This window comes from Streptomyces sp. VNUA24 (assembly GCF_029167005.1).
Lineage (GTDB): Bacteria > Actinomycetota > Actinomycetes > Streptomycetales > Streptomycetaceae > Streptomyces > Streptomyces scabiei.
The window spans coordinates 9363922-9386679 of the sequence record NZ_CP119143.1 but is presented as its reverse complement, the minus strand read 5'-3'; the positions used below and the strand labels follow the sequence as shown (position 1 = coordinate 9386679).

At 72.5% G+C, this 22758-nt stretch carries 21 protein-coding genes and 1 pseudogene; 11 read left to right on the top strand and 11 right to left on the bottom strand.

Annotated features, from left to right (window positions below):
* Position 1: 1 nt before the first annotated feature.
* The 3 genes from PYR72_RS40480 to PYR72_RS40470 all read right to left on the bottom strand — a co-directional run bounded on the left by PYR72_RS40480 (position 2) and on the right by PYR72_RS40470 (position 4203).
* On the bottom strand, positions 2 to 430 hold the full coding sequence (locus PYR72_RS40480; RefSeq protein ID WP_013005296.1) for a roadblock/LC7 domain-containing protein: 429 nt from the start codon (positions 428 to 430) through the stop codon (positions 2 to 4).
* Positions 431 to 476: 46 nt separating this feature from the next.
* Positions 477 to 2933 (bottom strand): nitrate- and nitrite sensing domain-containing protein, encoded by a 2457-nt coding sequence (locus tag PYR72_RS40475; RefSeq protein WP_275459891.1) that lies wholly within the window; start codon positions 2931 to 2933, stop codon positions 477 to 479.
* A gap of 262 nt (positions 2934 to 3195) precedes the next feature.
* Positions 3196 to 4203, bottom strand: coding sequence for a substrate-binding domain-containing protein (locus PYR72_RS40470; protein ID WP_275459890.1), 1008 nt, complete (start codon positions 4201 to 4203; stop codon positions 3196 to 3198).
* Between the two features lie 545 nt (positions 4204 to 4748).
* Between PYR72_RS40470 and PYR72_RS40465 the strand changes: the two are divergent.
* The 3 genes and pseudogenes from PYR72_RS40465 to PYR72_RS40455 form a co-directional block, all read left to right on the top strand.
* Positions 4749 to 5786: pseudogene (locus tag PYR72_RS40465) on the top strand (pectinesterase family protein); the annotation flags it as partial.
* 58 nt (positions 5787 to 5844) lie between these two features.
* Positions 5845 to 6219 carry a DUF779 domain-containing protein gene (locus PYR72_RS40460; RefSeq protein WP_275459889.1) on the top strand — a complete coding sequence of 125 codons (375 nt, stop codon included), beginning with the start codon at positions 5845 to 5847 and terminating at the stop codon, positions 6217 to 6219.
* 114 nt (positions 6220 to 6333) lie between these two features.
* A complete protein-coding gene (locus tag PYR72_RS40455) occupies positions 6334 to 7503 on the top strand; it encodes a phosphodiester glycosidase family protein (protein ID WP_275460644.1) in 1170 nt (389 codons plus the stop codon).
* Between the two features lie 28 nt (positions 7504 to 7531).
* Here PYR72_RS40455 and PYR72_RS40450 read toward each other — a convergent pair whose 3' ends face one another.
* The 6 genes from PYR72_RS40450 to PYR72_RS40425 form a co-directional block, all read right to left on the bottom strand.
* On the bottom strand, positions 7532 to 7726 hold the full coding sequence (locus PYR72_RS40450) for a hypothetical protein (protein WP_037727566.1): 195 nt from the start codon (positions 7724 to 7726) through the stop codon (positions 7532 to 7534).
* 102 nt (positions 7727 to 7828) lie between these two features.
* Complete coding sequence (locus PYR72_RS40445) at positions 7829 to 8698, bottom strand: phosphatidylinositol-specific phospholipase C/glycerophosphodiester phosphodiesterase family protein (RefSeq protein WP_275459888.1); 870 nt, start codon at positions 8696 to 8698, stop codon at positions 7829 to 7831.
* A 184-nt stretch (positions 8699 to 8882) separates the two neighbouring features.
* The gene (locus tag PYR72_RS40440; protein WP_275459887.1) at positions 8883 to 9977 is read right to left on the bottom strand and encodes an acyl-CoA dehydrogenase family protein; all 1095 of its coding nucleotides are present in this window, start codon (positions 9975 to 9977) and stop codon (positions 8883 to 8885) included.
* Entirely contained in the window at positions 9974 to 11158 is a 1185-nt protein-coding gene (locus PYR72_RS40435) for an acyl-CoA dehydrogenase family protein (protein ID WP_275459886.1), read from the bottom strand. The genes PYR72_RS40440 and PYR72_RS40435 overlap by 4 nt, the downstream gene beginning before the upstream one ends.
* Entirely contained in the window at positions 11155 to 12132 is a 978-nt protein-coding gene (locus tag PYR72_RS40430; RefSeq protein WP_275459885.1) for an NADPH:quinone oxidoreductase family protein, read from the bottom strand. The genes PYR72_RS40435 and PYR72_RS40430 overlap by 4 nt, the downstream gene beginning before the upstream one ends.
* A 114-nt stretch (positions 12133 to 12246) precedes the next feature.
* Positions 12247 to 12843: an XRE family transcriptional regulator gene (locus PYR72_RS40425; protein ID WP_275459884.1), complete on the bottom strand. Its 597-nt coding sequence runs from the start codon at positions 12841 to 12843 to the stop codon at positions 12247 to 12249.
* A gap of 77 nt (positions 12844 to 12920) precedes the next feature.
* On the opposite strand from PYR72_RS40425, the gene PYR72_RS40420 reads away from it, so the two are divergent.
* The 5 genes from PYR72_RS40420 to PYR72_RS40400 all read left to right on the top strand — a co-directional run bounded on the left by PYR72_RS40420 (position 12921) and on the right by PYR72_RS40400 (position 17723).
* Entirely contained in the window at positions 12921 to 13862 is a 942-nt protein-coding gene (locus PYR72_RS40420) for an NAD(P)/FAD-dependent oxidoreductase (protein WP_275459883.1), read from the top strand.
* Between the two features lie 145 nt (positions 13863 to 14007).
* Complete coding sequence (locus PYR72_RS40415) at positions 14008 to 15546, top strand: ATP-dependent DNA ligase (RefSeq protein ID WP_275459882.1); 1539 nt, start codon at positions 14008 to 14010, stop codon at positions 15544 to 15546.
* A complete protein-coding gene (locus PYR72_RS40410) occupies positions 15543 to 16010 on the top strand; it encodes an NUDIX domain-containing protein (protein ID WP_275459881.1) in 468 nt (155 codons plus the stop codon). The genes PYR72_RS40415 and PYR72_RS40410 overlap by 4 nt, the downstream gene beginning before the upstream one ends.
* A 65-nt stretch (positions 16011 to 16075) precedes the next feature.
* Positions 16076 to 17461, top strand: coding sequence for an NADP-dependent succinic semialdehyde dehydrogenase (locus PYR72_RS40405; protein ID WP_275459880.1), 1386 nt, complete (start codon positions 16076 to 16078; stop codon positions 17459 to 17461).
* Between the two features lie 25 nt (positions 17462 to 17486).
* Positions 17487 to 17723 carry a DUF6213 family protein gene (locus tag PYR72_RS40400; protein ID WP_275459879.1) on the top strand — a complete coding sequence of 79 codons (237 nt, stop codon included), beginning with the start codon at positions 17487 to 17489 and terminating at the stop codon, positions 17721 to 17723.
* A 60-nt stretch (positions 17724 to 17783) separates the two neighbouring features.
* Here the strand turns inward: PYR72_RS40400 and PYR72_RS40395 are convergent, their stop codons facing one another.
* On the bottom strand, positions 17784 to 19010 hold the full coding sequence (locus PYR72_RS40395) for an acyl-CoA dehydrogenase family protein (RefSeq protein ID WP_275459878.1): 1227 nt from the start codon (positions 19008 to 19010) through the stop codon (positions 17784 to 17786).
* 173 nt (positions 19011 to 19183) lie between these two features.
* Between PYR72_RS40395 and PYR72_RS40390 the strand changes: the two genes are divergently transcribed.
* Entirely contained in the window at positions 19184 to 19840 is a 657-nt protein-coding gene (locus PYR72_RS40390) for a TetR family transcriptional regulator (RefSeq protein ID WP_275459877.1), read from the top strand.
* Positions 19841 to 19961: 121 nt separating this feature from the next.
* Here PYR72_RS40390 and def read toward each other — a convergent pair whose 3' ends face one another.
* The gene (gene def / locus PYR72_RS40385; RefSeq protein ID WP_275459876.1) at positions 19962 to 20501 is read right to left on the bottom strand and encodes a peptide deformylase; all 540 of its coding nucleotides are present in this window, start codon (positions 20499 to 20501) and stop codon (positions 19962 to 19964) included.
* Between the two features lie 152 nt (positions 20502 to 20653).
* On the opposite strand from def, the gene PYR72_RS40380 reads away from it, so the two are divergent.
* Both PYR72_RS40380 and PYR72_RS40375 read left to right on the top strand, forming a co-directional pair.
* Positions 20654 to 21892, top strand: a complete 1239-nt coding sequence (locus PYR72_RS40380; RefSeq protein WP_005475362.1) for a MurT ligase domain-containing protein — start codon at positions 20654 to 20656, stop codon at positions 21890 to 21892.
* A 48-nt stretch (positions 21893 to 21940) separates the two neighbouring features.
* Positions 21941 to 22672, top strand: a complete 732-nt coding sequence (locus PYR72_RS40375) for a glutamine amidotransferase (protein WP_275459875.1) — start codon at positions 21941 to 21943, stop codon at positions 22670 to 22672.
* The last annotated feature ends 86 nt before the right edge of the window (positions 22673 to 22758 follow it).

Sequence of the window (22758 nt, the reverse complement as noted above, 5' to 3'; positions counted from 1 at the left end):
CTCACTCGCCGCTGTCGGCCGCGACGGCACCGGTGCGTGGGGCCGCGCTGAGGTGCTCGCCGATCTTCTTCACCAGCATGTTCATCTGGTACGCGACGACGCCGACGTCGGCACCCTGACGGGTCAGCACGGCGAGGTTGGCGCCGGGGCCGGCGTTGGTGAGGATGAGGAAGGCGTTGCCCATCTCGATGAGCAACTGGCGCACGGGACCGCCGCGGAAGTCCATGCTGACGCCCTTGCTGAGGCTCATCAGGCCGGACGCGGTCGCCGCGAGCCGCTCGGCGTCGTCGCGCAGGAAAGCGGTGGACTTGCTGACGACCAGTCCGTCCTCGGAGAGCACGACGGCGTGGTCGACCTCGGCGACCCGGTCCACCAGTCCGGTGAGCAGCTGGTCGAGCTGGCTGTGCGTGGCGGGGATGGGGCGTGTCATCTGTGTGTCCTTCAAAGAGCGGTCTGCGTGGGGAGTCGATGGGCCGTCAGGTGCCGGAGGCGGGGACGCGGTCCCCCGGTTCTTCGGATACGGATTCCTCCCCCGGGTCGTACGCGGATTCCGCGTCGTCGTCACGGGCCCGGAGGGTTCCGCGCTGGAAGCCGGCGAGCGAGGACGCCGCCCGCTCGGCCGTGAAGTCGTCGTCGTCACCGTCGGGGCAGGGTCCGGACTCCTCCTTCAGCTCGGCAGCCAGACTGGTCTGCGGAATCCGGCGCGGCAACGGCATCGGGCCGCCCTTCTTCCCGGCCCGGGGCTTCCTCTCGGCGGCCGGCCGCGTCCCGTTCGCGCCCGGGGAGGCGCCGGCGGTCCGCGCGGCGGAGCTCGCGAGGGAGGGGTCGGCCGCCTCGCCCGCCCCATCCGCCACGGCCCGCTCCGGCGGCGTGCCCTCCGGTTCCCGGCGTACGGACGTGGAGTCCGGGCCGGGGCCCGGCGCGGCGGTGACCCGGGCGGCGACCGGCGAGGTGCGCGCGGGCGATTCGGCGGTCCCGGGGCCGGCCTCGTCGTCGGCGGGTGCCTCGCGGACGACCGTCTCGTCGGGGATCAGGACGATCGCGGTGGTGCCGCCGTACGGCGAGGCGCGCAGGGTGACGGTGATGCCGTGCCGGGTGGCGAGCCGGGCGATGACGAACATGCCGAGCCGGAGGTCGTCGGCGAGCGCGACCACGTCGAACTGCGGGGGCACCGCCAGCTGGGCGTTGAACGCCGCGTAGTCCTCCTCGGACATGCCGAGGCCCCGGTCCTCGACCTCCAGGGCGAGCCCCTTGGCGACGGTTGCGGCGCGGACGCTGACCGGGCTCGGGGCGGGCGAGTACGAGGTCGCGTTGTCGATGAGTTCGGCGAGGAGGTGGATGACGTCGGCCACGGCGGGCGGGGCGATCCACACGTCGTCGTCGGCGTGCACCTCGACCCGCTGGTACTGGGCGACCTCGCCGACGGCGCTGCGCAGGATGTCGATGAGCGCGACCGGTTCGGTCCAGCTGCGGCCGGGGCGCTCACCGCTGATGATGACCAGGTTCTCCTCGTACCGGCGCAACTGGCTGGCGGTGGAGTCCAGTTCGTAGAGGCCCTTGAGGATCTCGGGGTCCTGGTGACGGCGTTCGAGCTGGTCCAGCTTGGTGAGCTGGAGGTTGACCAGGTTCTGGCTCTGCCGGGCGATGCCGAGGATGACGCGCTGGAAGCCGCGCCGGGTGTCGGCGAGTTCCACGGCGGTGTGGACGGCGGTGCGCTGGGCGGCGTTGAACGCCTTGGCGACCTGGCCGAGTTCGTCGGTGCCGTAGTCCAGCGGGGCCGAGGCGGCGTCCGCGTCGACCTTCTCGCCCCGGTCGAGGCGGGCGACGATGTCGGGCAGCCGTTCCTCGGCGAGACTGAGGGTGGCCGTGCGCAGTCCGGTGAGCCGGCGGGACAGCGAGCGGGTGATGCGCCAGGACATCACGATGCACAGCAGCAGCGCGGCTAGACCGCCGGCGCTCAGCGAGCCGGCCGTGATCAGCAGACCGCGTGCCTCCTCGCCGCTGCGGTCCAGCAGCCCCTGGGTCTGCTCGCGGATCAGCTTCTCGTACTGGGTGGAGAGCTTGGTCATCGCGGCGTCCCAGCGCGCCTGCGACTGCGGCAGTCGGGTGTGGCGGGACGGGCCGTCGCCCGTGGTGCGGGCCGAGAGGACCTCGTCCTCCACGGACTGCAGGGCCCGCCAGTCGCCGCCCTGGACGATCCGCTCGACCTCGGTCTTCACCTCGCCCTCCAGCGAGGGGACGAGCTGGTTGTCGACGAGCCAGCGGCGGGCGTTGACCACCTGGGCGAAACCGTTGCGGGTGGGTTCGTCGAGGCGGCCCGAGGGCCAGTTGAGGGTGAGGATCGCGTCCTCCTGGGAGACCAGCTCCGCGGCCTGCGCGATGGTGACGAGGGGACCGGCCTGCGAGGTGAGGTCGCCGTCGTCGACCTGGGTCAGCTGCTGGAAGGCGTGGATCTGGCCGTCGATGATCGAGCCGTAGTGCTCCAGGACCTGCTCGGGCGTGATGTCGGTGGGGTTGTCCACCTGGTCCCGGTAGTACTCCAGGCTGTTGGAGGCGCCCATCACCGAGTACAGCTGGTCGCCGATGCGGTCGGGGGCGCGCTCGATCTCGCTCGCGCGGCGGTCCAGCTTGGCGACCGCCCGGTCGGTCTCCCGGCGCTGCCGCTCCAGGGCGTCCATGGAGCTGCCGGGGGTCGCCATGTAGGCGGCGGACAGGGCCCGCTCGCGCTGCAGGGCGAGCGTCGCCTCGGTTCCCATGGCGCCGGTGGACTTGCTCAGACCGGTCTGCGTCCGCAGCCGCAGGCCCTCCGAGAACATCTGGGTCGTCGTCACACCCCAACTCACGGCCAGCGTGACGCTGGGGATCAGAGCCAGGAGGATCAGCGAGAGACGTATGGAGCCGAGACGGCGCCGGGCGCCGGTCCGTGAGGGCATCGTCGTCCTTGGGCGGTTGGCGGGGAGCGGAAGGGAGGGGGGCGGGGCGGCAGGGGTCCGGAATCGGTGGGTGGACACCTGTCAGTGGGGCGCACAGGGGATGCGGAGGATGTTATCCGTACAAGTGAGCGCACGTCGCAGGGGTGGTGGGAAGTTTGGCGTCGCCGTTACACGACCGTTCCGGATACTTGGGGCGCGTGGCTCGGCCGTGCCCGAACGGAAGGTTCCGTTTGTCCGTGCGCGGCGGCCGGGACGCGTCACGTCAGCGGGTCCCGTTCGCCGCGAACTTGGCGATGCCGGCGATGTTCTTGCGGGTCACGAACGCGGGGCCGGTGAGCACGGGGGCGACGCCGCCGCCGCTGACGTTGCCGTTGGTCCGGTACAGCCACAGCCCGTCGACCGCCAGGTAGCCCTGCAGGTAGGGCTGTTGGTCGACGGCGAACTGGACGTCCCCGTCCCGTACGGCCTTGACCAGGTCCTTGTTGAGGTCGAACGTGGCGACCTCGGCCTTGCTGCCGGCGTCGCCCACGGAGTCCACGGCGGCGAGCGCGAACTGCGCCCCGAGCGTGACGACCTCGTCGATGGACGGGTCCTGACGGAGCTTCGCGGCGATCGCGTCGGTCACCGCGTCCATGTCGGTGCCGTCGACGTACAGGTTCTCGGTCTGCCCGCCGAAGGTCTTGCGTACGCCGGCGCAGCGGGCCTCCAGGGCGACGTTGCCGCGCTCGTGGATGACGCACAGGGCGCGCTTGGCGGCACGGGCGTCGAGTTCGTTGCCGAGCGCCCGGCCGGCGACGCTCTCGTCCTGGCCGTAGAAGCCCAGCAGGCCCTGGGCCCGCCAGGCGCCGATGCCGGAGTTGAGGCCCACCACGGGTATGCCCGCGGCGCGGGCCTCGGCGACCGCGCCGCGTACGGCCTGCGGCTTGGCGAGGGTCACCGCGATGCCGTCGACCTTGTCGGCGATCGCGTCCCGCACCAGTTTCGCCTGCCCCGCGGGGTCGGGGTCGCTGACGAAGGTCAGCTCGATGTCGTCCTTCGCGGCCGCGGCCTCGGCGCCCTTGCGGACCAGGTCCCAGAAGGCGTCCCCCTCGGCGCTGTGCGTGATCAGCGCGACCTTCATCCCGCCCGGGACCCCCGACGTGTCCGTGTCCGCACCGTCCTGCGAGCCGCCGAGGACGGAGCAGCCGACGACGGTCAGGCAGAGAGCCGCGGCGAGGGCCGTGGCACGGAAGGCGGTGCGGAACCTGTGGGGCACGGGAGAGGGGTTCATGGGGGCGCGGCACCTCGCTGTACGACCGGGGTGGGAGGTCGGGGAGAGCGAGGCCGCCGTCATCACCGCGATGACGTGCGGCGACTGGCTGACTTTCGCTGGGCGGAGCCAATCGCGTGTGACGCCCGGTAGTCAAGTGAACAACGTAATCGATGTGTTGCTGTGACGGCCCGATCCTGACCTGCGCACACGTGTCAACGGCCGCGGCGGGTCCGGTCCCGGGAACCTGGAACGTTCCACCCCGCCCTCCGGGGTCGATTTCCGGCCGTCCCCGGCACCGCCCGCGGTGGGCCCGTTCTCGGCCGGATCCCGCCCCCGGGGGCGGCAACCCCGGTGCGTCCGGCGGCGACTGCTCGGCTGACGGCCCCCTCCCCCACACGGAACGGAAGCGACGCATGAGCGAGAACCGCGGCAAGCCCCGCCACCGCAGAAGGAACACCGCCCTCGTGGCCGGTGTCCCCCTGTCCCTCGTCGCCGCCGGGACCCTGGCCCACGGCACGGCCCTCGGGGTGTTCGGCGAGGACGCGCAGCCCCGCGCGGCCGCGGCGGCCGATGTGCCGGCGCTGCTCACGTCCGTTACAGGACACCGGAGTTCGATCGGCACGACGGTGGCTGCCGAGGCCGCCGCGACCACCACCCTCACCGTCGCCAAGGACGGCAGCGGCCAGTTCACCAGCGTGCAGAAGGCCGTCGACGCGGTGCCCGCGAACAACCCCTCGCGGGTGGTGATCTCGGTCAGGCCGGGCACCTACCGGGAACTCGTCAAGGTCCCCTCCAACAAGCCGCACGTCACCATCCAGGGCACCGGCGGCAGCCGCAAGGACACCACCATCGTCTTCAACAACGCGGCGGGCACGCCCAAACCGGGCGGCGGCACCTACGGCACCGGCGGCAGCGCCACCGTCGCGGTGGAGGCGGACGACTTCCAGGCCCGCAACCTGACCTTCTCCAACGACTTCGACGAGGCCGCCAACCAGTCCCTCAAGGACCAGCAGGCGGTCGCGCTGCGCACGGCGGCCGACAGGGTGCTCCTCGACAACGTCATCGTGACCGGCGACCAGGACACCCTGCTGCTGGACACCGCCTCGAAGGACCGGCTGGGCCGGGTCTACGTCGTGAACTCCTACGTCATCGGCAACGTCGACTTCATCTTCGGCAGGGCCACCGCCGTCGTCGACCGGTCGGTCATCACCCTGAAGAAGCGCTGGAACGGCACCTCGGCCGGCTACGTCACCGCACCGAGCACCGCCGCCAACCGCAAGGGCTTCCTGATCACCAACTCCACGGTCAACGGTGACGTGTCCGACCGGAGCTTCCACCTCGGCCGCCCCTGGCACGCGGGCGGCGACGCCTCGCTCGACCCCCAGACCACGGTCCGCAACACCAGCCTCAGCGCCGCGATCAGGACCGCGCCGTGGACCGACATGAGCGGCTTCTCCTGGAAGGACGACCGCTTCGCGGAGTACAGGAACACCGGCCCGGGATCGGGCGGCGCGAGCACCGACCGTCCGCACCTGAGCGACGCACAGGCGGCCGGCCAGGAGGTCGCCGACTGGCTGGCCGGCTGGACACCGGGCGCCTGAACACCGCGGCGGGGCGCACGCAACGTCCTCGCAACCTGCCGGGGCGTTCACTGCGGCCATGGATGTCGTCCCGCGCGTAGAGCTGACCCCCGCGGCCGCCGATCTCATACGGCGGCTGCGGGCGGCCCACGGCCCGTTGATGTTCCACCAGTCGGGCGGCTGCTGCGACGGCAGCTCGCCCATGTGCTACCCGGACGGCGAGTTCCGGACGGGGGACTCCGACGTCCTCCTCGCGGAGCTGACCGTGGACGGGGTCGACGAGAGCGTCGGGTTCTGGATGTCCCGCGGCCAGTACGAGGTGTGGAGTCACACCCGGCTGATCGTCGACGTCGTACCGGGCCGGGGCGGCGGCTTCTCCCTGGAGGCACCCGAAGGGGTGCGTTTTCTCATCCGTTCCCGCGTCGTCGGAGCCGAGGCGCCGCCCGGCCGGTAGTCGTCTGGTGCACTTCCCCTGAGTCCTGGGACGGTTGACGAGACATCAGGGGGCGCCGTGACGCGTCGTGCTGGACGGGTGCGCAGGGTACTGACGGTTCTCTCGGTGTGGAGTGTGCTGGCCGGCGCGGCCCTGGCGGGCGCGGCACCGGCCACCGCCGCGCCCCGGGCCGTCGCCGTCGCGCCGGGCGTCGAGTACAGCCACTTCGACGTCAGGGGCGCCCAGGGCGTCACCCACGCCCATCTGCTGACCGTCGACCTGCGCAACCGGCAGGTCGGCGTCGGGCTGCTGTACCCGGGGAAGGTGGCCGCGCGGGCGACCGTCTCCCGGCTGGCCGGCTCGGCGGGAGCGGTGGCCGGGGTCAACGGCGACTTCTTCAACATCACCGAGACCCAGCACCCGGGCGTCGCGGCCACCGGGGCACCGGTCGGTCCGGCGATCGCCGCCGGGCACGCGCTCAAGGCCGCCGTGCCGAAGGGCCAGCGCTTCGGCCCCGCCCTGCCGCCGGGGACGAGCACCAGGGACGTGCTCGGCGTCACGACCGACGGCACGGCCCGCCTGGACAGCGTCGCCCTCGACGGGTCCGTCACCACCGCCGACGGCGACCTCCCGCTGCGCGGCCTCAACCAGTACGCCCTGCCGGTGGGTTCCGTCGGGGCGTTCACCTCGGACTGGGGCAGCGTGTCCCGGATGCGGGCCGTCTGTGGCACGGACACCGACCGGGCGGCACCGTGCAGCACCGACACCCACGAGGTGGTGGTCGAGGACGGCCGCGTGGTCGGATCGACCGGCACCCCCGGCAGCGGCGCCATCGCGGAGGGCGCGACGGTCCTCGTCGGGCGCGAGGCGGGCGCCCAGCGGCTGCGCAAGCTCTCCCCCGGCGACACGGTGGACGTCCAGCACGTGCTGGTCTCCTCGACCGGAACTCCCTACGCCTTCGCGCTGGGCGGCTACCCGGTCCTGCGGGACGGCGCGCCGCTGCCCGGCCTCGACGACACCACCTCGGCGGTACGCACCGCCGCCGGTGTGGCCGACGGCGGCCACCGTCTGCTGCTCCTCGCCCTGGACGGCGCCGCCGCCTACCGCACGGGGCTGACCATCGCGGAGGTCGCCTCCACCCTGCGCGGCCTGGGCTCCACCGACGCGTTCAGCCTGGACGGGGGCGGCTCCTCCACGCTGGTGGCCCGGGCGCCCGGCGCGAGCACCGTCACGGTCCGCAACCATCCGACGGACGGCACGGAACGGGCCGTCCCGAACGGCATCGGCGTCTTCACGAAAGCCTGACGAGGCGCACGGAGCCGTCCGGCGCGCTTCACGGCTCCAGGCTGCTCACGATCTCCGCCGTGGCCGTCATCCCGTTGTGGATCGTCGGCCCCAGACTCGTACCGGCCATCGAGAAGCCCAGCAGCACGCACACCACCGCATGCGACATCTTCAGCGCACCGTTGCGCAGGAAGACCACCGTCAGAATCACGAGCAGCACCACCACAGAGATGGAAATGGCCATCGTCAACCTCCTCTCGCCACGCGCACTTCGCGGCATTCGCCCGCAAGTGTGACGCAGTGAGGCATTCGTCCGGGTGGCTGACATGTCCGCCGAACGAGTGATCTACACCGGCCCGCGAGCCTCCAGGAACGCCGCGAGCCCCGCGAGGTCGTCGGTGTTGAGGTGGTCGACGTCCGCCGCGACCAGTTCGCCCCACACCGCGTCCCGGGCCGGGCCCGCCAGGTCGGGTGTCGCCCAGAACCGGACCCGCTGTCCCCGCCCGTGGGCCGTCGCGACGATCCGGCGCAGCTTCGCGCGCTCGGCCTCGGGGAACGGCCCGACGCCCTGCCAGGTGAAGTGGAGCGTCCAGTTGTCCGAGATCAGCGGGACGAACGTGGCGGGCGCGGGCGCCGGGTCGAGGAGGTCGGCGAGCCGTCCGTCGTAGAAGGCGTGCCGCACGGACTGCGCCGCCATGGGCACCCGGGCGGCCCGGTCCCCGGAGACCACCGCCGTCACCGCCCCCGGGCGCACCCGGCCGTGGGCGTACGTCGTGAACAGGTGCCGGTGGCGCCGCAGTTGCCGGTCGAGTGCGAGGTAGGTGGACGAGCCCTCGGTCTTGAGGTCGACGAGCAGCTGCAGGGGCCTGCGCTGCCCCCGGTACACCGAGCCGTGGTGGGCGCGGACCCGGGCGGCGAGCGGTTCGAGGTAGAGGGAGGCGAGGGTGCGGGCGGGATCGAGGCCGGCCGGGTCGTGGGCGACGAGGAGGTGCCCGTCGACGAGGAAGACGTCGGCCTCGACGCTGCCGAAGCGGTGGTCGAGGGCGTCGAGGAGGGGGCGCGGGTGCTCGTAGTCGTTGTGGGCGTGGGCCCGCCACAACGGGCGCGGGCGGTGGGGGCGTTCGCCGGCCGACGCGCTCGCGGCGGGCAGGGCGACCGCGCCCGCGAGGGCGGTGCCGAGGGTGGTGAGGGCTCGGCGACGGGTGGTGAGGGCCATGCGCTGCCTCCCGGGTGGGGCCGGTGCGGGACCCTGCGAGTATGCGAGCCGGAAGGGGTGTACGGGCAGTGCCGTACGGGGAGTTGGCCGGACCGCCGTGGTGCGTTCATCCGCTCCGCCGCGCGGACGGCACGAAGCCCGCCCCTGGTGGGACGGGCTTCGTGCCTGCGTTGCCGGTCGGCCGTCAGGGAGCCTGGAGGTCGACCAGTCCGGCCAGCGCGGCCCGGTGGGCGCCCGCCGTGCCGTAGGCGATCGAGTCGGCCTTGGCGCGCTTCAGGTACAGATGGACCGGGTGCTCCCAGGTCATGCCGATCCCGCCGTGCAACTGCAGTGCCTCCTCGGCGGCGTGCACGGCCACGGGCGCGGCGAAGGCCTGGGCGACGGCCACCGCGAGGTCGGCGTCGTCGCTGCCGACGGCGAGCCGGTCGGCCGCGTTGCGGGCGGCCGCCCGCAGGTTGACGACCTCCAGCCAGAGCTGCGCGAGCCGGTGCTTGAGCGCCTGGAAGCCGCCGACGGGCCGGTTGAACTGCTTGCGTTCCTTGAGGTAGCGGACCGTCTCGGTCAACGTCCATTCCGCGAGGCCGAGTTGCTCGGAGGCCAGCAGTCCGGCCCCGGCGCGCAGGGCCCGGCGGACGGCGGGCTCGGCGTCGCCGAGGAGCCGGCCCGGCGCCCCGTCGAGCGTCACCTTCGCCAGCGGGCGGGTCAGGTCCAGCGACACCTGCGGGGTGACGGTCGCGGCGGAGGCGTCCACCGCGTAGAGGCCGCCGTCGTCGGCGGGCACCAGCAGCACGTCGGCGACGGCCGCGTCGGCGATGCCGGTCAGCTCCCCGTGCAGGGCGCCGTCCTCGTACCGCACGACCTGGTAGGCACTGCCCGCGGACACGCTCAGCGAGACCGCCAGGGCGCCGATCGCGGTCGCCGACGCCAGCCGGGTGAGCAGGTCGTCGGCCCCGCACTCCAGCAGGGCCTCGGTGGCGACGACCGCGCTGGTCAGATACGGGACCGGCGCGACCGCACGGCCCAGCTCCTCCAGGACGACCGCCGCTTCGCGGTGGGTGGCACCCTGCCCGTCCAGTTCCTCCGGCACCAGCAGTCCCGCGAGACCCATGCCCTGGGCGAGGGCCTTCCACGCGGCGAGGTCGTGCGGGGCGTCGGACTCGGCGCGGGCGATCACACTCGCGGCGTCGCAGTGGTCGGTCAGCAGGTCGCGGACGGCCGCGCGGAGGGCTTCCTCCTCCTCCGAGTACAGGAGGTCGGGCTGGGTGCTCTGCGCTGTCATCGGGCCAGGTCCTTCCACGCGACGTCCTTGTCGGTGCGCGGTTCGCCGGGCAGGCCCAGGACGCGCTCGGCGACGATGTTCAGCAGGACCTCGGTGGTCCCGCCCTCGATGCTGTTGCCCTTGGAGCGGAGGTAGCGGTACCCGGCGTCGCGGCCGACGAAGTCGACCAGTTCGGGGCGCCGCATGGTCCAGTCGTCGTACAACAGTCCTTCCTCGCCGCGGAGTTCGACCTCCAGGCCGCTGATCTCCTGGTTGAGGCGGGCGAAGGCGAGCTTCATGCCGGCGCCCTCGGGGCCGGGCTGTCCGGCGACGAGCTGCTGGCGCAGCCGCTCGGCGGTGAGCCGCGCGGCCTCGGCCTCGACCCAGAGCTTCAGCAGCCGCTGGTGGAGGTCGTGGGTGCGCAGTTCGGGACGTTCGCGCCAGGTCTTCGCGACCGGGCCGATCATGCCGCCCTCACGGGGCAGGCGCATGCCGCCGATGGCGACGCGCTCGTTGTTGAGCGTGGTCTGGGCGACCTTCCAGCCCTCGCCGATCCCGCCGAGGCGACGGGAGTCGGGGATGCGGACGCCGGTGATGAACACCTCGTTGAACTCGGCCTCGCCGGTGACCTGGCGCAGCGGCCGGACCTCGATGCCCGGGTCGGTCATGTCGCAGAGGAAGTAGGTGATGCCCCGGTGCTTGGGCACGTCCGGGTCGGTGCGGGCGATGAGGATGGCCCAGCGGGCGACGTGCGCGCTGGACGTCCACACCTTCTGGCCGTCGACGACCCAGTCGCCGTCGCCCTCCCGGACGGCCCGGGTGCCGAGCGCGGCGAGGTCGGAGCCGGCGCCGGGCTCGCTGAACAGCTGGCACCAGACCTCCTCCCCCGTCCACAGCGGGCGCAGGAACCGCCGCTTCTGCTCCTCGGTGCCGTAGGCGAGGATCGTCGGCGCCGCCATCCCGAGGCCGATGCCGATGCGGCGCGGGTCGTTGTCGGGGGCGTCCTCCGCCGCCAGGTCGGCGTCGACCACGGCCTGCAGGGAACGCGGGGCGCCGAGCCCGCCGAGGCCCTCGGGGTAGTGCACCCAGGCGAGCCCGGCGTCGAAGCGGGCGCGCAGGAACTCCAGACGGTCGGTGGTGGCGGGCGGGTGCGCGGCGAGCAATTCGGCCGTGCGGCGCCTGAGGTCGGCTGCGTCGGTCATGCGGCGGCTCCGTTCTCCAGGGCGGGTACGACGACGACCCGGCCCGTGGTGACGCCGTCCGCGACGCGCTGCACGGCGGCGGCGGCTCCGTCCAGCGGCGCGCGCTCGCTCACCAGCGGCCGGACGACGCCCCGGGCCGCCAGCTCGGTGAGCTGCTCGTGGCAGTGCTGGACCAGCTTCGGGTTCTTGGTGTTGTACAGGCCCCAGTGCAGGCCGAGGATCGAGTAGTTCTTGACGAGGGCGTGGTTGAGGCCGGGGCTCGGGATCGTCCCGCCGGCGAAGCCGACGACCACGATGCGTCCCTCGAAGGCGACGACCTTGGTCGACTGCGTGTAGGCGTCGCCGCCCACGGGGTCGTAGATCACGTCCGCGCCCCGGCCTCCGGTGGCCTCCTTCACGGCGGAGACGACGTCCTCGCTCCGCCGGTCGACCACCACGTCACAGCCCAGCTCCCGGGCCACGACGGCCTTCTCGGCGCCGCCCACGACGCCGATGACCGTCGCGCCCGCCGCCTTGCCGAGCTGCACGGCCGCGCTGCCGACCCCTCCGGCGGCGGCGTGGACGAGCAGGGTCTCCCCCGCTTCGAGGCGCGCCCGGCGGTGCAGGGCGAACCAGGCCGTCTGGTAGCCGATGTGCAGGGCCGACACCTGGGCGTCGTCCAGTGCCTCGGGCGCCGGCAGCAGGGCGGCGGCGTCGGCGACCGCGTACTCGGCGAAACCGCCGTGCGGCAGCACCGGGTTGGCGATGACCCGGCGGCCGTCCTCGGTCTCCCCGCAGATCTCCACGCCGGGCGTGAACGGCAGCGGGGGCCTGACCTGGTAGTGCCCGCGGCACATCAGGGCGTCGGGGAAGTTGACGTTCGCGGCGCGCACCTTCAGCAGGACCTGGCCGTCACCGGGCGTGGGCCGCTCCACGTCCTGGAGCCGCATCACCTCGCCCGGCTCGCCGTTCTCGTGCACTTGCCATGCCTGCATGCGATGCCTCCACGGACTGCCTCGGACGTCCTCGTCGGACCGGGGGTCGACTGTCGCATGCATACTAAGCGGTCGCTTGCCCTCCGGGGAACCGCTCCGGAGGAGTCGTGTACGTCACGAACGCGCGGGCCTGGCCCGTACGTGCATCCGCTCGCCCTGCGGCCCGAACAGGCTGAGGAACTCCACCGGCCCCTCCCCCGTCGAACCGAACCAGTGCGGCACGCGGGTGTCGAACTCGGCGGCCTCCCCGGCGACCATCACCACGTCGTGTTCGCCGAGCACGACCCGCAGCTTCCCGGACATCACGTACAGCCACTCGTACCCCTCGTGCGTGCGCGGCTCCGGCTCCTGGTTCGACTGGGGGATGAGCACCTTGAATGCCTGGAGGCCGCCCGGCTGCCGGGTCAGCGGCCAGTACGTCCGTCCGTGCCGCTGGATCGGCTTCGAGCGCACCCGGGGGTCTCCGACCGGCGGCTCCCCGATCAGCTCGTCCAACGGCACCTGATGGGCCCGGGCGATCGGCAGCAGCAGCTCCAGGCTGGGCTTGCGCAGCCCCGACTCCAGCCGCGACAGCGTGCTCACCGAGATGCCGGTCGCCTCCGACAGCCCGGCGAGCGTGGCCTCCCGCTCCTTCCGGATCCGCCGCAGCCGGGGCCCGACCCCGGCGAGAACCTCGTCCGTACCGCCCGCGTCCGCACTCGTGTCACTCATCCCGCCATTGCAGTTTCGGCAAAGACATTTGTCAATGCGGCGATTCGGGGCGACCGTCGTCGTGGAGGTGGTCACCCATGACCGAGCAGCAGTACGAAGTGATCGTCATCGGCGGCGGAGCGGCGGGACTCTCCGCCGCCCTGGTCCTCGGCCGGGCCCGGCGGCGCACCCTGGTCGTCGACGCGGGCGAGCCGCGCAACGCGCCCGCCGCGCACATGCAGGGCTTTCTGACGCGAGACGGGATGCCGCCCGCGGAGTTCCTGGCCGCGGGCCGCGAGGAGATCGCCCGCTACGGCGTCGAGCTGGTCCGGGGCCGGGCGGTGGACGTGGCCCGCGACGAGGACGGCGGAGTCTTCACCGTCTCCCTCGCGGACGGCCGGTCCGCGCGCGGGCGCCGCCTGGTCGTCGCCACCGGCCTCAAGGACGAACTGCCGGCCGTCCCCGGCGTCGCCGAACGCTTCGGCCGGGACGTCCTGCACTGCCCCTACTGCCACGGCTGGGAGGTCCGCGACCGGCCCTTCGGCGTCCTCGCCACCGGCCCGATGAGCGTCCACCAGGCCCTGATGGTCTCCCAGTGGTCCGAGGACGTGACCCTGTTCCTGCACGAGACCCCCGAGAGCGACCTCTCCGACGACGACCTGCGCCGCCTCGCGGCAGCCGGGGTGCGGGTGGTGCCGGGAGCGGTGGCGGGCCTGGTCGTGGAGGACGACCGGCTCACCGGTGTCCGGCTCGCCGACGGCACGGCCCACGCCCGGTCGGTGCTCTTCACGGCCCCCCGCCCGATCCCCCGGTCGAGCCTGCTGGAGAAGCTGGGCGCCGCCATGAACGAGACCCCGTTCGGCGCGTACGCCGCCGTCGACCCCACCGGTCTGACCACCGTCCCCGGCGTCTGGGCCGCCGGGAACGCGATCGGCTTCTCCGAACAGGTCGTCAACGCGGCCTCCTCGGGCTACCGGGCGGGAGCCACGATCAACGGGGACCTCCTGATGGCGGACCTGGACGCGGCGGTCCCGCGATAGCCGGGCGTGCGGGATCGGCCCGGTGGGCCGTCGCCCGAAGGGGCGCGGGGAACCGCGCGGGAAGCCCCTCTCACCCGTACCCGCCACCACACCGCACCCCCTTCCCCCGTAGGCGCACGGCGGAACTCCGTAGCACCATGGCCCCATGCTCTTCGCCCGGCTCGCCCGCGTGTCGCAAGAGATCGCCGCCACCTCGGCCCGGTCCCGCAAGACCGCCCTGCTCGCCGACCTCTTCCGGGACGTTGGGGAGGAGGACGTACCGATCGTCATCCCGTACCTCGCGGGCCGCCTGCCCCAGGGCCGCCTGGGCATCGGCTGGAAGGTCCTCGACCAGCGGATCCCCCCGGCCGGCACCGCGACCCTCACGGTCCGCGAGGTCGACGCCCGTCTGACGGCGATCGGGGCCGTCACCGGTACCGGTTCGCAGACCGAGCGCAGACGTCTGGTGGGCGCGCTGCTCGCGGCGGCCACCGAGGACGAGCAGCGGTACCTCGTCGGCCTGCTCACCGGCGAGGTCCGCCAGGGCGCCCTGGACGCGCTGGCGGTGGAGGGCCTCGCCGGGGCCACCGGGGCGCCCGCCGCCGACGTACGGCGGGCGGTGATGCTCGCCGGCTCGCTGCAGACCGTGGCGCGGGCGCTGCTCACCGAGGGTCCGGGGGCACTCGACGGGTTCCGGCTCACCGTCGGGCGCCCCGTCCAGCCGATGCTCGCCCACAGCGCCGCCTCCGTCGCCGCGGCCGTGGCGAAGCTGGGCGTGTGCGCGGTCGAGGAGAAGCTGGACGGCATCCGCGTCCAGCTCCACCGCGACGGCGGCGACGTACGCCTGTACACCCGCACCCTGGACGACATCACCGACCGGCTGCCCGAACTCACCTCCGCCGCGCTGGGCTTGCGGGGCGAACGGTTCATCCTGGACGGGGAGGTGATCGCGTTCGACGGGAACGGGCGGCCCCGCTCCTTCCAGGAGACGGCGGGCCGGGTGGGCTCACGGCTGGACGTGGCGACGGCGGCCCGCCAGGTGCCCGTCTCCCCGGTCTTCTTCGACGCGCTCTCCGTGGACGGGCAGGATCTCCTGGACCTCCCGTTCACCGAACGCCACGCCGTGCTCGCCCGGCTCGTCCCGGAGCCCCTGCGGGTGCGCCGCACCCTCGTGACCGGTCCCGACGACCTGCCCGAGGCGGAACGGTTCCTCACCGACACCCTGGAGCGCGGCCACGAGGGTGTCGTCCTGAAGGCGCTGGACGCCCCCTACAGCGCGGGCCGGCGCGGGGCGTCCTGGCTGAAGGTCAAGCCGGTGCACACCCTCGATCTGGTGGTCCTGGCCGCCGAGTGGGGCCACGGCCGCCGCACGGGCAGGCTGTCCAACCTCCACCTCGGCGCCCGCACCGCCGACGGCTCCTTCGCCATGCTCGGCAAGACCTTCAAGGGCATGACCGACGCACTGCTGGCCTGGCAGACCGAGCGGCTGACGGAGCTGGCCGTGGAGGAGCACCGCTGGGGCGTGACCGTACGCCCCGAACTCGTCGTCGAGATAGCCTACGACGGACTGCAGCGCTCCACGCGCTACCCGGCCGGTGTCACCCTCCGGTTCGCCCGCGTGATCCGCTACCGCGAGGACAAGACCCCGGGGGAAGCCGATACGGTCGAGGCCCTGCTGTCCGCACACCCCGAGGTGACGCGTTGACCACACCCAAGCGCAGCGCCGGCCTGCTGCTGCACCGCCGCACCGAGCACGGCGTCGAGGTTCTGCTCGGCCACATGGGCGGCCCGTACTTCGCGCACAAGGACGCGGGCGCGTGGAGCGTGCCCAAGGGCGAGTACGAACCGGACGAGCCGGCCTGGGACGCGGCCCGCCGGGAGTTCCAGGAGGAGCTGGGGCTGGCGCCGCCGGACGGGGAGGCCGTACCGCTGGGCGAGGTGCAGCAGAAGAACGGCAAGATCGTCACGGTCTGGGCGATCGAGGCGGACCTCGACCCCGCGACCGTCGTGCCGGGCACCTTCCGCATGGAGTGGCCGCCGAGGTCCGGCCATGTCCAGGAGTTCCCGGAGCTGGACCGCGTGGAGTGGCTCACCGTCGAACGGGCCCGGGCCGTGCTCGTCCCGGCACAGGCGGAGTTTCTCGACCGCCTGGCGGAGCACTCGGGCTGAGTCCGCGTTGCGGCGTGCGCCGTGGCGCGGGAAGGTCGAAGGACAGCCCACGCAGGAGGTCAGCCATGCCCATCGCCACGGTCAACCCGGCGAACGGCGAGACGCTTCGGACCTACGACGCCCTCGGCGAGGAGGAGATCGAACAGCGCCTCGCCACCGCCGACAGCACGTTCCGTACGTACCGGACGACGTCGTTCGCGGAGCGGGCCCGGCTGATGCGCCGGGCCGCCGAGCTCCTCGACGCGGACGCCGAGGACGTCGCACGGGTGATGACCACCGAGATGGGCAAGCCCGTCAAGCAGTCCCGCGCCGAGGCCGCCAAGTGCGCGAAGGCGATGCGCTGGTACGCCGACCACGCCGAGGTGCTGCTCACCGACGTGGAGCCGTCGGACGCGGACGTGAAGGACTCGGGCGCCTCCCGTGTCCTGGTCCGTTACCGGCCGCTCGGCCCGGTGCTCGCCGTGATGCCGTGGAACTTCCCGCTCTGGCAGGTGATCCGCTTCGCCGCGCCCGCGCTGATGGCCGGCAACGTGGGCCTGCTCAAGCACGCCTCCAACGTCCCGCAGACCGCCCTCTACCTGGAGGATCTGTTCCGCCGGGCGGGCTTCCCGGAGGGCTGCTTCCAGACGCTGCTCGTCGGCTCGGGAGCCGTCGAGGACATCCTGCGCGACCCGCGGGTGAAGGCCGCCACGCTCACCGGCAGCGAGCCAGCCGGGCGGGCCGTCGCCTCGGTGGCCGGCGACGAGGTCAAGAAGACGGTCCTGGAACTGGGCGGCAGCGACCCCTACGTGGTGATGCCGTCCGCCGACGTCGACAAGGCGGCGGAGACCGCGGTGACGGCCCGGGTGCAGAACACCGGTCAGTCGTGCATCGCCGCCAAACGGTTCATCGTGCACGCCGACGTGTACGACGCCTTCGCCACGCGGTTCGTCGAGGCGATGCGGGCGCTGAAGGTCGGGAACCCGCTGGACGAGGACACCGACGTGGGCCCGCTCGCCAGCGAGCGGGGCCGCGAGGACCTTCAGGAACTGGTCGACGAGGCCGTGGAGAGCGGCGCCACGGTCCTGTGCGGCGCCGAACGCCCCTACGGGCCGGGCTGGTTCTACCCGCCGACCGTCCTCGCCGACATCACCCCCGAGATGCGTGTGCACCAGGAGGAGACCTTCGGCCCGGTCGCCACGCTGTACCGGGTCGCCGACCTCGACGAAGCCGTCGCGATCGCCAACGACACGCCCTTCGGGCTCAGCTCCAACGTGTGGACGCGGGACCCCGCCGAGGTGGAGCGGTTCGTCCGGGACCTCGACGCGGGCGCGGTCTACGTCAACGGGATGACCGCCTCCCACCCGGCGTTCCCGTTCGGCGGCGTCAAGCGCTCCGGTTACGGGCGTGAGCTGTCCGGACACGGAATCCGGGAGTTCTGCAACATCACCACCGTGTGGCACGGGGCGTGAGCGTTCCGCGGCTACCATCCCCGTTGTGAACCGCGAAGTGACTCTGCCTCTGATCGTCGACGACCGCGGGACCTTGCAGGTGTCCGCGGCCGAAGTGAGCAAGCTGCTGCGGACGGTGGGCGGCCGGTGGCTGCACCTGGTCGAGGCGGGTGAGGAGCTCGACGAGGACACGGTCGCGGCACTGACGATCGAGCTGGCGAAGCTGGCGGACCGCATCGACGTGGCGTGCATCGCGCACAGCAGCGGGTCCGCCTCCGGCTAGGGTCCCGCCGCCGGGGCTCGTGACGAGGCCGCGGGACCTTCGCGGAGCGTTCCCACGGCGCTACCGGATCGGCATCCCCGACAGGGTCCGGGCGATCACCAGCCGCTGCACCTCGCTCGTCCCCTCGAAGATGGTGTAGATGGCCGCGTCCCGGTGCATCCGCTCGACCGGGTACTCCCGCGTGTACCCGTTGCCGCCCAGGATCTGGATCGCCTGCGCCGTCACCTTCTTCGCCGTCTCGCTCGCGAACAGCTTCGACTGCGAGCCCTCGGCCGCCGTGAACGGCCTGCCGTTGATCGCCATCCAGGACGCCCGCCACACCAGCAGCCGCGCCGCGTCCACGGAGGTCCGCATGTCCGCGAGCTGGAAGGCGACACCCTGGTTGTCGATGATGGGCCGGCCGAACTGCTCCCGGGTCTTGGCGTAGTCGAGCGCGACCTCGTACGCGGCGCGGGCGGTGCCCACCGCCATCGCGCCCACGGCCGGACGGGACGCCTCGAACGTGGCCATCGCCGCGTTCTTCACGCGCTCCCCGCCTGCCTTCGCCCGCTCGCGGGCCCGCGCCAGGCGCTCGTCGAGCTTCTCCTTGCCGCCGAGGAGGCAGGAACCGGGGACGCGTACGTTCTCCAGGACGACCTCGGCGGTGTGGGAGGCGCGGATGCCGTGCTTCTTGAACTTCTGGCCCTGCGAGAGACCGGGGGTGTTCGGCGGGACGATGAAGGAGGCGTGGCCCTTGGAGCCGAGGTCCGCGTCGACCACCGCGACGACGACGTGGACGTTGGCGATGCCGCCGTTGGTCGCCCAGGTCTTGGTGCCGTTGAGGACCCACTCGTCCTTGGCCTCGTCGTACACGGCCCGGGTGCGCATGGACGCCACGTCGGATCCGGCGTCGGGCTCGGAGGAGCAGAACGCGGCGACCTTGACGTCGTCGGCGTCACCGTACATCTGGGGGATCCAGGTGCCGATCTGCTCCTCGGTGCCGTTGGCGAGGACGCCCACGGCGGCGAGGCCGGTGCCGACGATGGAGAGGGCGATGCCCGCGTCCCCCCAGAACAGCTCCTCCATGGCCATGGGGATGCCGAGGCCGGTCGGGTCGAAGTACTGCTGGGCGTAGAAGTCGAGGGAGTAGATGCCGACCTTGGCGGCCTCCTGGATCACCGGCCAGGGGGTCTCCTCGCGCTCGTCCCACTCGGCGGCCGCGGGGCGGATCACATCGGCGGCGAACCCGTGGAGCCAGTCGCGGACCTCTCGCTGTTCCTCGTTGAGTTCCATGGTGAACTCGGCCATGACGCGCCTCCAGGACTGCACTAAGATGTTACCTGCGGTAACTGGAGTGTGTTACCGGTCGGTAGGAAAAGTCAACTCCCCCGTCGGGGTCGGTAGCCCGTTCGATCGGGTCGTGCCAATCAGTGCTAGTTTGCGCAGGGCGTCACCGTCATCAGCATGTGGGGGAGTAACTCATGGACACCACGCAGCGGACCGACCAGGAGCGGTCCGCCGACCGCCGTCGGCGCGAGCTGCTGGAGGCCGCGGACAGGGTGGTGCTCCGCGACGGCCCCGGAGCCTCGATGAACGCCATCGCCGCCGAGGCCGGGATCACCAAGCCGATCCTCTACCGCCACTTCGGCGACAAGGGCGGACTCTACGCCGCGCTCGCCCAGCGCCACACCGACGCCCTCCTCGACTCGCTGCGGGCCGCGCTGGACGCCCCGGCGGAGCGGCGGGAGCGGGTCGAGGCGACCCTCGACACCTATCTGACGGCCATCGAGGCCCGCCCCCAGGTGTACCGCTTCCTCATGCACCCCGCCGAGACCGGGCAGCCGGGCGACCAGCCCGGCGACCAGGGCTTCGACGTCGGCAGGCACTCCGCCCCGCTCCTGCGCCGCATGGGCGAGGAACTCGGCAAGGTCATAGAGGACCGCCTCGACCTCGGCCCCGACAGCCACCGGCTCGCCCGCGTCTGGGGCCACGGCATCGTCGGCATGATGCACGCGGCGGGAGACTGGTGGCTCGGCGAACGTCCCTGCACCCGGGCGGAGTTGGTCCGCAGCCTCGCCGACCTCCTGTGGGGCCGCCTGGCGGCCGCGGGCGACAAGGTCGGCGGCCCGGGTTTCTAGGCGGCTCCTTGCCGGCGGGGCCGGGGCGCAGCGCCCCTGAAAGGGACGCGGGGCTGTCTCGGTTCGCGGCTCCGCCGCGTGGGCGCGAGAAGCCCCACCGAATCCGCACCCGCCTACGAGCTCACACCCCCCACGACGCTTTCGCGGCCTTCCTCATCACCCGAGAACGCCGCCACCCCGACAGCCGGTCCACATAGACCCGGCCCTCCAGATGATCGCACTCGTGCTGCAGGCACCGTGCGAAGAACCCGCTCCCCCACACCCGCACCCGGTCCCCGTCCACCGTGAACCCCTCCACGGCGGCCTCGTCGTACCGCTCCACGCCCGCCTCCAGGCCGGGCAGGGACAGACAGCCCTCGGGCCCCCGCAGTACGATCCCCTCGGCCGAGACGAGCCGGGGATTCACGACATGACCCAGATGCCGTACGTCCTCGTCGTCCGGACAGTCGTATACGAACACCCGAAGCGCCCGGCCGACCTGGTTCGCGGCGAGACCCACACCCCGCGCGTCGTACATCGTCGCGAACATGTCCTCCACAAGGCGCGCCAGTTCGGGCCCGAACTCCGTCACCTCTTCACAGGGTGCCTGCAGTACGGGGTCCCCGAGCAGTGACAGGGGGAGAACGCGCCCTCTGGCGCCGGGAATCGAGCCGCTTCGCATGGTCGCAAGGGTACGTTCGGACCGATATCTCCGGTCCGGGCGGTGTTCACGGCCCGGTCGAGATTCGGGCGCGTGAGTGGATCTCGATAGGCTTCGGTCCACACGTTGCCGGGACAGGGCGCGGCGCTGTACGCAAGGAGGATCGAGAACTGATGGCAGGCAACTCGGACCCGCTCACGCCGCGGGCCAAGCTGGCCGTGACGGCGGGCAAGGCGGTCGCGGCGGCATCTCGTGCCGCGGGACGCGGTAGCGGATCTGTGATCGGCGGCCGGGTGGCACTGAAACTCGACCCCGACCTCCTCGCCCGGCTCGCGCAGAGCCTGGACGTCGTCCTGGTCTCGGCCACCAACGGCAAGACCACCACGACCCGGCTGATCGCCGAGGCGCTGCGGGCCGCGGGCCCGGTCGTCTCGAACGCGCTCGGCGCCAACATGCCCGCGGGCATCACCTCGGCCCTCGCCGGAAACTCGGACGCGAAGTTCGCGGTCATCGAGGTCGACGAGAAGTACCTGGCCGGTGTGGCGCGGGATACCGACCCCAAGTGCATCGCGCTGCTCAACCTCTCCCGCGACCAGCTCGACCGCGCCGCCGAGACCCGCATGATGGCGGAGGCGTGGCGGGAGGGCCTGGCCGGCACCAAGGCCGTGGTCGTGGCCAACTGCGACGACCCGCTGATCGTGTGGGCGGCCTCGTCGTCCCCGAACGTGATCTGGGTCGCGGTCGGCCAGATGTGGAAGGACGACGCCTGGTCCTGCCCGTCCTGCGGCGGTGTGATGCAGCGGCCCGGCGACGACTGGTTCTGCGGCGAGTGCGGTTTCCGCCGTCCGACGCCGAGCTGGGCGCTCTCCGGCGACCACGTCCTGGACCCGCACGGCTCGGCCTGGCCGATCCACCTGCAGCTCCCGGGCCGCGCCAACAAGGCCAACGCCGCCTCCTCGGCCGCCACGGCCGCCGTCTTCGGCGTGCCCCCGCAGGTCGCCCTGGAGCGCATGTACCAGGTCCAGGCGGTCGCCGGACGCTACGACGTGGTGCAGTTCATGCAGCGCGATCTGCGGCTGCTGCTCGCCAAGAACCCGGCGGGCTGGCTGGAGACGTTCTCGCTGATCGACCCGCCGCCGTCGCCGGTGATCCTGTCGGTGAACGCGCGCGGCGCCGACGGCACCGACACCTCCTGGCTGTGGGACGTCGACTACACCCGGCTGACCGGCCACCCGATCTTCGTGCTGGGTGACCGCAAGCTGGACCTGGCGGTACGGCTGGAGGTCGCGAACCAGCACTTCCAGGTCTGCGACACCCTCGACCAGGCGGTGCAGATGTGCCCGCCCGGCCGGATCGAGGTCATCGCGAACTACACCGCGTTCCAGGACCTGCGCCGCCGCGTGGGCAACTGAGCACGCCACGACGCACGACGCCAACGACTCCGAGGGGCACCGACTTTCATGAGCGACAACAGTCTGCGGGTCGTCTGGGTCTACCCGGACCTGCTCAGCACCTACGGCGACCAGGGCAACGTCCTCGTCGTCGAGCGCCGGGCGCGGCAGCGCGGCCTGGACGTGGCCCGGCTGGACGTGCGCAGCGACCAGCCGATCCCGACCTCCGGCGACATCTACCTGATCGGCGGCGGCGAGGACCGTCCGCAGCGGCTCGCCGCCGAGCGGCTGCGCCGGGACCGGCACCTGTACCAGGCGATCGACAACGGCGCGATCGTCTTCGCGGTCTGCGCCGGGTACCAGATCCTCGGCCACGAGTTCGTCAACGACCTCGGTCAGCGCGAGCCGGGCCTCGGTCTGCTCGACGTGACCACGGTCCGCGGCGAGGGCGAGCGGTGCGTCGGCGACGTCCTCGCGGACATCGACCCGCGCCTCGGTCTGCCGCAGCTGACCGGGTTCGAGAACCACCAGGGCGTCACCCACCTCGGCCCCACCGCCCGCCCCTTCGCCAACGTGCGGCTCGGCAAGGGCAACGGCACGGGCGACGGAACGGAGGGCGCGTACAACGACACGGTGTTCGGCACGTACATGCACGGGCCGGTGCTGGCGCGGAACCCGCAGATCGCGGACCTGCTGCTGAAGCTGGCGCTGGACGTGAACGCGCTGCCGCCGACCGACGACCGCTGGTTCGAGGCGCTGCGCGACGAGCGCATCTCCTCGGCGCAGCAGCAGCCCGCCTAGCACGTCACGACGGGTGCCGAGGCCCCTGAGAAACGGTTCCTCAGTGCCCGGACGAAAGCCCGTCCGACAGCGCCCCCGCTCATGTG